Origin of the sequence: Ochrobactrum sp. AN78 (assembly GCF_029909885.1) — a bacterium.
Lineage (GTDB): Bacteria > Pseudomonadota > Alphaproteobacteria > Rhizobiales > Rhizobiaceae > Brucella > Brucella quorumnocens.
On record NZ_JASAMU010000002.1, the window covers coordinates 455,002 to 466,815 of the forward strand.

Here is an 11,814-nt window from a genome sequence, read left to right on the forward strand (position 1 = left end):
TCGAGAAACTGCTCATTTGACCATATCATGTGGCGTGTTGACTGCCATCCGTCAAGCTTTGGTTAGTAACCTTTCCTTGAGAGTCACCAAGCGCTTTCAGTGCCTCGTCCATTGCGGCCTCAGGCAGCGGCAGCAAATTCGGCCCTTCCGTGAAGAGCAAAGCGGCTTCAACAACCCTTCCTGGATAAAGGGGCACGAGCAATTCCCGGTAAAGTGCGAGCTGTGCGCGATAGGCGAAAGGCACGGCTTCAACGGTCTTTGGTGGAGGGCGATTGGTTTTATAATCCACAATCAGCACGCGGTTTTCATCAACGCTGATGCGGTCGATCTGGCCCGATACGGCATGATCTTTTCCACCGAGATTGATCGTACCCATGACCGCCACTTCACCGCGCGATCCTTTGGCAAAGACCGGCGCAAACTTTGGATCAGCCAGAATGGTCGCGACACTCGTCCATGCTTTCGCGCGTTCAGCTTCCGGCCAATCGGCAGCAATGCGTACGAGATAATCCTGTGCAAGCTTCTCACGCTCATTTATTGCCACTTCTGGCAGATATTGCAGCAGCATGTGGATGGCCGTCCCGCGACGAAGAGCAAATGCAGACGTCTCGCCGCCCTGCCCAAGAACAGGCGACACTATATCAAGCGGTGGCTCTTCATCCGCTTCAATCAGGGCCGATGCACCCGATGGGGCAAGTGGACGTGGCAAGCCCGGTTCCGGCTTTATCGGCTTTTTGAAATCGTCTGGCAGCGGCGGCAGAACTGCTGTTTGCGCCACTTCAGGCTCTGCAATCTCAGTGAGACCGCGCGGCGTGTTGCGATAGCGGCGGGCGGCAACACCCGATACCGGATGCACAAAGGTTTCGGCCTTCGTTGTCAGCGCATCTTCGACCAGCCTGTGCCATGTCTCGCCGCTTTCACGCGATCCGCGATAGCCACAGACAATCAGCCGGTCCTCCGCACGCGTCATTCCTACATAGAGCAGGCGGCGATATTCTTCTTCGGCGCGCACCTTCAGGCCCTCAATCTGCGAAGCCAGAAAGCCGGTTTGATAACCAGCATTGGGTTGCCAGAGATAGCCTTTCACCTGTGGTCCATCATTAGTAAGATCAAACGGAATGAGCTTTGGCGCGCGGGTCCCGCTCCAAACGGCATTGCCCGGATCAACCAGAAACACCACGGCTCCCTCAAGCCCCTTGGCAGCATGAACCGTCATGATACGCACTTCGTTACGGCCCTGATCAAGCTCGCGTTTGATTTGCGGTGATGCCGCATCGAGCGTTTCCAGAAATGCCTGCATGCCCGGCAGGCCAGCGCGTTCAGCCGAAAGCGCGTAGTTCTGGAACTCATCGATAATATCGCCTGCTTCCGGTCCAAGCCGCGCCAAAAGCTTACGTCTTGCACCATCGGCGCTGAGAATCCGCGCATAGAACTCGAAGATCGGCATCGTATCAGCCATATTGCGCCAGCGGCTCAGCGTCTTGTGCACACCGATCAATGCAGGTTCTTCAAGGGATGCATGGTAAAGGCGCTCAAACAGCGTTTCGCCGCTCTTGCGCGGATGGGCGAGCGCAAACAGCCTGTCATCATCCCAGCCAAACAGCGGGCTTTTGAGGAGAGAGGCCAATGACAAATCATCAGACGGCTGCAACACGAAACGCCCCAGCGCCATAAGATCCTGAATGGCGATGTGGCTTGTAAGCTTGAGCCGGTCGGCACCAGCCACCGGCACATGGCGCTCTTTGAGTGCGCGCGAAAGCGCTGGCATGAACTGATCGCGCTTGCGCACCAGCACCATAATATCTTTCGGCGCAAGTTTGCGGTTCTGGCCCGGAATGGTTTCGCCGCGATCAAGCCAGTAGCGAATGGTTTCTGCAATCTGTTCGGCAAGTTTTATGGCAGGTGCCTGCAAGTGGTCGACCGGCACGCGCCAGTCATCCGGCTCCTCAACCACTTCCGGCGTCAGCATATCCCAGATTTCCACCTCGCCCGGCTCATTATCACGAATGGCGGTGTGCGTAGTTGGGTCTCCAAGTCCCCTATGAGCTTCTGGGCGTGAGAAGACTTCATCTACTGCCTGCAAAACGTCTGGTGCAGAGCGGAAAGAGAAATTGAGCCGAACCTCTTTAAATGTAAGGTCCGCATCACGAGCTTTGGCGCTGATCGCTTTACCTTGAATAGCAAAGTCTTCCGGCACAGCGCCCTGAAACGAATAGATCGACTGCTTTTCATCGCCAACGGCAAACAGCGTGCGCTGCACACTACGCTGACCGAGGCCGGAGAAAAACTCTTCCGACAACATACGGATGACCTGCCACTGGTCGGGGCTGGTATCCTGCGCTTCATCGACCAGAATATGATCAATGCCGCGATCAAGCTTATATTGCACCCACTGCCCTGCCCCGTCGCGGGCAAGCAGCGCAACCGTGCGCGTGATCAGGTCTTCAAAGTCGAGCAGACCACGCTTTCGCTTTATATCGTGATAGCGCTGCAGGAGATTATCAATGAGCGTGAGTGCAGCCAGATTAAGCCGGATAAGCCGCAGCTCTTTGATCTTGTCGAGACCGAATTCCACACGCGAGGCAGCAGCGTTGAAATCCTCTTCGAAATCCGGCAGCAGCTTTTTGACAGCAGCCGAGCCCACATAGGAGCCGGATTTGGCTTCACCAGTGGCTTTGAGGAAAGCTGCACGCAGCACAGCTTCCTTGTCGAAACTGCTTTTCACCTTCTCATATTGCTTGAGCTGCAACGCAAAATCATGCGCACGCGCTGCACCCTTCTGGATCGACAAGATGAGATCGAGCGCATCATCGGAAAACTCCGGCACCGGCCACATCTCGTCAAGCAGATCGGATTCGCGTGTGCCTGGCCTGAAACCAAAATGCCGATGAAGGGTCTCGCTCCGCTCTCCCGCATTGCCAAGCGCGGCAATATATTGCTGCAAGCCGTGACGACGGTTCACGGCTTCATCGAGCAGCGATTGCAGCCCCATTTCGCCAGCCGCCTGCATGACGTCAGCAAAAGCGCTCGCAAGCAGCTCGTCGCCACCACCATGCGCAGTCTCAAGCAAAGTGCGCCTCGCCTCGCCGACCAGCGCCATTTGCATGAGATCGTCCATCATCTCGAAATGACCGGCGATATTCGCCTCAAGCGGGAACTGATGCAGGATCGCTTCGCAAAATGCGTGAATGGTCTGGATTTTCAGCCCACCCGGCGTTTCAAGCGCACGCGCAAAAAGCCGCCTTGCGACTTTCAAACGATGTTCGCCCGCGCGCCTGCCTTCAAGCTTGATAAGCCTGTCGGCCAAATCCTCATCCGGCAACATTGCCCATTCGGACAATCGCGCAAAGACGCGGTTCTGCATGACGGCTGCTGCCGCTTTGGTATAGGTCAGACACAGAATTTTCGACGGGTCAGTGCCTTCGAGCAGCAAACGAATGACGCGCTCGGTCAGAACGTGAGTCTTACCCGAACCGGCATTGGCCGACACCCAGACAGAGGCCAGCGGATTGGCGGCACTGGCCTGCGCGTCGATTGTTTCCTTTGGAATAATCCGTTGCTTTTTCATTCGCCGCCGTCCCCGCCCGCATCACCACCAGCGGACCATTCCAGCACGCGTGCCAGATGATCATAATCGCCCGAAAGCTCGGTTTCTTTGAACGGCAGCGCACGGGAAAGATAACCCTTAGCCGGATTCTGATATTCAGTAAGCAACTGCGCCAGTCGCTGCCATGCTTCTTCGCCAAGGGCTGGGGCGGTCTTTTCAGATGGTGGCCGACCGATTTTCAAAATCGATTCCGGCTTCACCTCACCACCTGCCCGCAATCGCACATAGGTCAGATCAGAAGCTCGAACAGAACCCAGTTCGCGGAACGCACCGCGCACGAGAAGAGCTGCTTCCAGCGCCAACTGTGGCGACAACAGCACATGCGCCTGCTTGGGCGATGGTGTGGAGCCGGTCTTGTAATCGATCACTTCCGCAGTTCCGTCGCGCATCAGATCAATACGGTCGGCACGGCCCGACAAGGTAATGCCAAGGCTTTCAATCTCGCGCTTATCCGACGAAATTTCTGCAAATCGAGTCTGAACATTATAAGCGCGTTCCCGCTCCCATTCGAGGAATTGCGGAATAAGTGCGGTAAAACGGGGCCACCAGACCGCTTCGATCTCCACAGGCAGGTCCATGTCGGCAAAGAAGTGCCGGCCGAACTCTTCCAGTTGCTGGGCTGCATCAGGCGCAAGCGGATCGATACCCTCTTGCGTAAAATGTCCCAGAATATCGTGAAAAAGTGTCCCGCGTTCTGCTGCTGCCGGATCGCGGATGAGCGGTTCCAGCGGGCGCAGTTTGAGAATTTTCTTTGCAAAGATCGCATAGGGATCGCGGCGCAGGGTTTCGATTTCTGTAACCGAGAAATGCTTGGGCCGTGCGCTCACAGGCGGTGCCGGTTCTGGCCGTTTGACGAAGGGTACATCGGGTGCCTGATCAATTTCGCGCGCCCAATGGATGAAACGCGCACCACGAGCACGCATATCCTTGGCCACATCGGCACCAAGCACAGTTTCAAGCCGCTGTAACCAGCGCGACGGAATGGTCGGCGCGTTATCCGAACGCTGCGAGCGCGACAACACGACATGATCCATGCCGAGCGCCATCTGAAAATCGTGCGCTGCAAGACCAGTGCGCCGCTCCGGTGGATCGAGTGCGATCATCGCCTTCATCGGGCGCGACATGAACGGATCATTGCGTGTCTTGGCGGGCCATGTGCCTTCGTTGAGACCACCGATCACAAGCGTATCCATCGTCTGCAAACGCGCTTCCAGCGCACCCCAGATGAAGACGCGCGGATGACCACCCGGATGCGGCTTGACGGTTTCGCCCGACATCAAGGCTTCGAGAATGGCGGGCCATTCAATAGCTTCAAAATCCAGTTCCGCTTCGCTCGATACAAGCTGACGCAGGAAGGAAGCCAGCTTCTCTCCATGTTCACCAGAATAATAGCGCGTGACACTGCCGCTTTCATCGCGCGCCAGATTTTCGAGCGCCTCAACAGTTGCGCAGGTGATTTCGCCTATTTCCGTTCGCCGGTTAATGACTGCAAAGGGTGCCAGCGGTGCGACCGCTTCAGACAGGCTCACACAAAGTGTACGTGCGGCATCAATCATGTCCTGCGTAACGGTTGAATGCCATGCGGGTTGCCACGGCTGGTTTGCACTTTCTTCCATGCGTTGATCGAAAAAAGCGGGCAGATCAATGATCGATGCGCGTCCCGTACCACCACGGAAAGCCACCAGCTCAAGCGTTTCCGCAGCCAGTCTCCGTTCAATACGCTTGCTGCCAAGCCGCAACATCGGATGCTTGACGAGAGCCAACAACGCTACCGGATCACCGGGATTAAACACCGTTTCGACCATCAGACGCATCAGCGTTGCAGTCTCGATATCGCGCAAATGACGACCACCGGAATCATCGGCATCGATACCAAAACGGGCAAGCTCGCCAACCACGCGACGCGCCAGATTACGATCCGCCGTTACCAGTGCCGCAGTCTTGTTTTCATCGCTGATGGCATCACGCAGCGCGAGTGCTACTGCCAGCGCTTCCTCGCGCTCATTGGCGGTTTCGATCAGATCAATCTTGTGTGCGGTCTTTCGAAGTTCTTCGGGTTGCATATCCGGGTCGCGACTGAGCTCGCTCCACGCGTCGGTGGTCTCAGCCGGACGCAGCGCCTGGCTCACCACGCGCTCCAGCACGCGCTTCTTCGTCGGCATATTCTCGATATGCTCGACATCCTCGCGCAGAATGCCAATGGCCTGCAACAGCTTATGAAGACCGTATTGCGGATGCCCGAATGTGGAGGGGTTATCATCCGAAGCCCCCAGCAGGTTCCACGCACCTTCATCGAGATCGCGGTCCAAACCGGGCAGCACAACTGCACCATTGGGTAGATTGGCGATCACAGAAACCAGCTCTGCGGTCGCAGGAATAGAGCCTGTAGAACCGGCAGCAATCACGGGGCCCAAAGGCGGATGATCGCGCAGCCGCCGCACCTCGCCCCAGATCAGTTCGTTGCGGTGTGCAGCCGGATTGGAAAGCTTGCGTTCTTCAAGAATATCCGGCCAGATTTTCGTAACAATATCGAGAAAGCCAAGCGTGACCTGCCACCAATCGGCCAGATCATCTGGGGCGATGCTCGCAAGCTCACTCCATTTGGCATTGTCGGTTTCGACCTGATCCATCAGACCTGCGAGATCGCGGGCAAGCCAGATTGCATCTGAGGTCGTGGCTGGAACCGACACATCCTCGACACCAAACAGTGCGCGCACATGCGCAGGCAGGGACTCCCGCCACGGACGAATAAGCCGCGCCAGCAATAACAGGCGCTCGGCCTTGCCGATCGGCGGATTGAGATCGAAAATTCCCGACGTGCTGGCATTGAAAAAAGCTGCATCCTCGTCCACGTCACCCAGCGGTCGTATCGTAGGCAGGATCGCACTCTTTTTTTCCCACGCATTTTCGGACGCGAAACCGGTTCCCACTTTTGTTGAAAATGCTTCTGCCGAGATCATATCGACCAGAATGGAGCGAAGTGCGCGCGCCGCGCGCCGTGTCGGCACATAGATGGTGGCATTCGCGAGCGCCAGCGGATCAGCCGCATTGCCCGGAAAACCTTCAACCAAACGACCTTCCAAAAGCGCTTTTGCAAAGGCTGGCAAAAAGGGTGTACCGGAAGGAATGGAAAACAGTTTTGGCGTTCTCATATTGATTCCTTCTTCACGCCAAAGCGCATCCCGAAAAATGTGAAGCTGTTTTCGGGAAAGATGCAGGCCACAAAATGCTTAGAGCGCCGATAGTACGGCCTCCGCCTCGCCAATTGCTTCTGGTGTTCCCACTGTCAGCCAATGCCCACGCATTGGCATACCATACAATCGACCTGATGCAATCGCCGCATCGAAATAGCGATTGAGCGATGAAACACCCGGTTCGCTATCTGCAAAAATCCGCGGATGAATGATTGCGGCACCTGCATAGATGACCGGATCCCCCGCAACATCACGCAGGCGGCGCAAGCGCCCCTCATCATCTGCAACAAAGTCACCCTTGCCTTCGAATCCCGTCGCCTGATCAAGCTTTGCGGTCATCAAAAGGATGTCCATGGAGGCGCCGTCCCATGCATCACGAAGCGCTGAGATATTCGGCTTCGCTTCATCACCAACCCAAAACGTATCTGCATTGAGTACGTAGAAAGGCTGGTTCTTGAGTTCAGGCAGCACATTGATGATACCGCCAGCGGAATCGAGTAACAGCGCCCGCTCATCCGAAATCACGATTTCAGGTGAGATACGATCATTAAGATAGGATATGAGTTGGTCGGCTAAGTAATGAACATTGACGATTGTCTTTTCGACATCAGCATTTGCCAGCGCGTCAAGACCCCAATCAATGAGCGGCTTACCCGCAACCTTAACCAGCGGCTTGGGCATGGTTTCGGTGATGGGACGCATGCGCTTTCCAAGGCCTGCCGCGAGCATAACCGCTGTATCAGGAACTGTCATTGTTTCTCCAGCAAAGCGAGATCATCAAACCAGCGAGCGACGGGCGTCATCACCGGATGCTGTAACACGCGGCTAAGATAGTCGTGAATGCGGGGCAGATGGGCGAGATAATGCGGCTTACCATCCCGCTCATCAAGCCTCACGAACAGGCCTAACAGCTTTGCATTGCGCTGTGAGCCCATCGCTGCATATGCCTTGCGGAAATTCTCTTCGTCGAACACATGACCGAGCTTGTGGCGCTCGTCGCAATAGGCGTCGACCACCGCTTTTTCGAGTTCCGGGGTAATTGTCACGCGGGCATCGAGCGCCAGAGAAGCCACGTCATAAGCAGCAGGCCCGATCATCGCATCCTGAAAATCGATAGTGCCGATTTTGTCGGCACCTTCGGCATCTTCAAACCAGAACAGGTTTGGTGAGTGATAATCGCGCAGAAGCAGGCTTTTCTCACACTCAGCGATGTCGTTCAGAACTACGTCCCACGCCGCCTCATAGGCTGCGATTTCGGTGTCGGTGAGCTTGCGACCCATGATGCGTGGCGCATACCATTGCCCCACGAGACTCACTTCCATGATCATCGCGTCGCGGTCAAAGCTCGCGATGATATGATCAAGATGGCCTGGAACCGGCGCGTGATCTGGCCATTGAACACCGTGGAGATGCGCCAGAAACCGTCCTGCTGCCTCATAGCGTTCGGCGACAGGTTCACCCGAGGGCATGCGGATGCCTTCTGTTCCCAGATCTTCAAGGATCAGAAACCCCGCATCTATATCCATTGCGCGCATCTCGGGCACCCGCAAACCATGTGCAGCAAGCAGACCGTCAATCGCCACGAAAGCCTGTATATTCTCAGCAATATGCGCAAGCTGGCGATAGGATTTTCCATTGCGCAGCGGCGGATCATACGGCATCGCAGGCGCATTCATCAGAACTTCAACACCATAGGCGCTTGTGACGATCTCATATTTGCGTGGAGATGCATCGCCCTGCAAGTAGCGCCGCTTGGCCCCTTTGCGATTGTTCGTTTCAAGAAAACTACGGATTTCAAGCGACCGCTCAAGGCGTGCAATCGCAGCTTCGAAACCCGCAATCGCAATGCGCCGCCCTACCCCTTCATGAATAAGCCGAACAGCAAAAGCTGGTTCTGGCAGAAAACCTTCAGCCTGTTCAGGCCATTCAGACAGCACCACGCCATCTTCGAGAAATTCGACGAGTCCCAGTTCGTCCAATTCCTCGCCATGCGAAATCCGATAGAGATCTGCATGCGCGACGGGGATACGCAAAGCCTCGTAGCTTTGGACCAGTGTGAAAGTCGGGCTTGGAACTTCAAAATCCTCATCGTCGGCTATCGCGCGGATGATCGCGCGGGCAAGCGAGGATTTGCCTGCGCCAAGATCGCCGGACAAGGTGACGAGATCACCTTTCATGAGCGCAAGGGCGAAGTCCTCACCAAAGCGCTGTGTGGCGGCCTCATCTGGCAGGAAAAACTCAAGAGTATTGATCGGGCTACTGATTGGGGTGCTCATACAGCACCATTTACCTTATTCGGCGGCAACACGGAAGCTGCGCGCCTCCGATGGGAAGCGACAAATAACCGTGGTTCCAATGTCCGCACCTGTTTCAATCTCGACCCTGCCACCATGCAGCTCGACAAAGCTTTTTACGATGGAAAGTCCCAAACCTACGCCGCGTTTGCGTCCGCCATTCTGATAGGCCTGAAAACGCTTGAAAACCGTATCGAGCACATCGCTTGGCATGCCCGGGCCGTCATCGTGCACGGCAAAGACAATATCCGTGCCATCGCGCGCCACTTGAAGCGCGACCGTCGAGCCTTCCGGTGCATAATTGGACGCATTGGAAAGGAGATTGAACAGAACCTGCCTTACGCGGTTGGCATCGGCCCTGAAAGTTTCGACATCATCGGCAATATCGATATCGAGCCCGATATCATGCTCTTGCAGACGCTCGCTGACCCGCTTTGCAGCAGCGGAAATTTCATCAGTCACCGACACATCATCAATATCAAGTTGCATAATACCGGCATCGACCGTCGCAAGATCGAGGATGTCGTTGACGATGGTCAGAAGGACTGCCGACGACGTGCCAATATGATCGAGATATTCAAGTTGACGTTCGTTGAGTGAACCGAAGGTCGGCGTTTGCAGCAGCTCGGTAAAGCCGATGATATTGGTCAACGGCGAGCGCAGCTCATAGGAAACATGCTGCACAAAATCGTTCTTGATCTGATCGGCCAGCGAAAGCGCTTCGTTTTTTTCCTTCAAAGCTCGTTCAACACGCACCGTATCGGTGACATCGATGAAGGTGAGCATGGTCTGCCCCTTGGGCAACGGTACGACGGCATATGAAAGGATAATGCCGTCATTAAGCTCCACCTGCCCCATGCGTCCGTTGCGCTCGTCGAGGAAGCCAGCCACCGAAGAGACAAAATCCTCCCAAAGGCCATCGCCGCCACGCTGGCCGCAAAGCTTGGAGATTGTGGAAATGTGCGTGCCTTCAACAGTAATGGCTGCAGGCAGCGACCAGAGATCGGCAAAAGATGGATTGGAAAGGCGCAACCGGCCATCGGAGCCAAACACCGCAACCGCTTCCGCCAGATGGTCGAGCGTTTCGCCCTGAACCTTGATAAGCGTGTTGTAGCGACCTTCAAGCTCGAACTTTTCGGTCATGTTCTCGAAGAACCAGGTCACGCCGCCTTGCGGGTGCGGATTGGCGACAACGCGCATGATACGCGTGTCCGGCAAATGCCACATATGTTCTTCCGGCTCGACCGAACGGTAGGCGGAAAGCAGAGAATCCTTCCACTTGCGCCATTCCGGCTGCTCCGGCAGCTTGCCTTCAGAGCGCAGGCGATCAAAAAGCAGCGTATTGCTCGGATGTGTTTCGAGCCATGCCGTATCAAGCGACCAGAGCGAAACGAAAGCCTGATTGAAGAATTGAAGCTTCATATCCGGATCGAAAATAGCCACAGCGGTCGAAAGCTGGTCAAGCGTCTCGGCGTGACTCTTCAAGGTGCGGCTCAGTTCTTCGCGCACCTGTTCCACTTCACTCAAATCAAATCCGAGGCCAGCAGAACCTGCCTCAGCACTCACATCGGTAACATCATAGATACGGCGGTCGCCGCGGACCACGGCAGGCATTTGCTCACGCATATCCGGCTCGGCAAAGCGGTCGCGCTCCAGACGCTGACGGGCCTGTGCGCCAAACAGCTCCCGGCCTTCCGAGCTTGCCTGCGTGCCGTCTGCCGCATCCACGGCGCGCGCGTAGGCACCATTGACCCATTCGATGCGCCCATCAGACCCACGCACCCAGACGGGCTGTTCGATCCGGTCAAGCAGATGGCGTAATAGTGCAAGCTTTTCAGAGAGTTCTCGGTTCTGCGACTGTAGTGCTGCGCGCTCCGCCTGTACACCCTGGAGGCTCAGGAAGCGCACGACGGCGAAACTGCCCGACGTGCGCCCATAAACGTCCAGAAGCGTGCCGTTGACGGTTTCAACTGTGAGATCAAAAGCATGAGCCTGCTCGCGCAAAGCCGAAACCGCGCGTTCAAGCTCGGTTACGGATTGCGGGCGCAGCCAGCGACCAAAGGCCAGAAAATGCGAACGGTCCTGCGGTGCACCGCAATCAAACGGCAATTGTCCGACGACATCAGCGCGTGCGCCGTGGGCATCCCAGACAACGATCCGCTGATCTTTGAGGTTAAGCAGTGCGTCATTGCGCTGTGCCGCCAGCCCCATATCGGACAGGCGCGAACGCAATTCGTTGTTTTCATTGGCGATCTTGGAACGATCGCGGATCAGCCAGCCAGCCGACAAAAGGGCAGCCCCCATGGCGCCCAGAAAAATCGAAAACTGGATGACATCGAAAGCACCAACGCTGCCACCAAATGGCAGATCTATGCGTGTGGAGTTTTCCGTGCTTTGTGCAAATGCCGGAGCCGCCGCAACCAGTGCGGCAAAGGAAACTGTTGCTTTGAGGATGACCCGTTTAAGAGGGCTGAAGCCGAACGAAAGCGAACCTTTCAGGTGTCTGCCTGCGCTGAATGCGGATTTGCTCCGCAAGCTCCCCGATGAGCCGACCACTGGCATATTTCCCTTGTCTCCGCCACCGGCAGCACCGCCCAAAAGCGAGGCTGCCATATTTCAAAACACAGCAACTGCAATTTCTGTCCCAACTCTCCCGCATCGCCACAATACAAAGAGCCCGGACCAGCAAAGCCAGACATGTTTCGAGGATGAATAAGCC

5 protein-coding genes are annotated in these 11,814 nt (G+C 56.0%); all 5 read right to left on the reverse strand.

From position 1 onward, the window contains the following. Nucleotides 1-25: 25 nt before the first annotated feature. The gene (gene addA / locus QBD00_RS05695) at nucleotides 26-3,568 is read right to left on the reverse strand and encodes a double-strand break repair helicase AddA (RefSeq protein WP_318578878.1); all 3,543 of its coding nucleotides are present in this window, start codon (nucleotides 3,566-3,568) and stop codon (nucleotides 26-28) included. Beyond that, on the reverse strand, nucleotides 3,565-6,759 hold the full coding sequence (addB, locus tag QBD00_RS05700; RefSeq protein ID WP_318578879.1) for a double-strand break repair protein AddB: 3,195 nt from the start codon (nucleotides 6,757-6,759) through the stop codon (nucleotides 3,565-3,567). Before addB ends, addA begins: the two co-directional genes overlap by 4 nt. Nucleotides 6,760-6,837: 78 nt before the next feature. Further along, nucleotides 6,838-7,554 carry a nucleotidyltransferase family protein gene (locus QBD00_RS05705; protein WP_095447717.1) on the reverse strand — a complete coding sequence of 239 codons (717 nt, stop codon included), beginning with the start codon at nucleotides 7,552-7,554 and terminating at the stop codon, nucleotides 6,838-6,840. Beyond that, entirely contained in the window at nucleotides 7,551-9,077 is a 1,527-nt protein-coding gene (tsaE, locus tag QBD00_RS05710; protein ID WP_412534987.1) for a tRNA (adenosine(37)-N6)-threonylcarbamoyltransferase complex ATPase subunit type 1 TsaE, read from the reverse strand. Before tsaE ends, QBD00_RS05705 begins: the two co-directional genes overlap by 4 nt. 15 nt (nucleotides 9,078-9,092) lie before the next feature. After that, a complete protein-coding gene (locus QBD00_RS05715) occupies nucleotides 9,093-11,708 on the reverse strand; it encodes a PAS-domain containing protein (protein WP_404901857.1) in 2,616 nt (871 codons plus the stop codon). Nucleotides 11,709-11,814 lie beyond the last annotated feature (106 nt).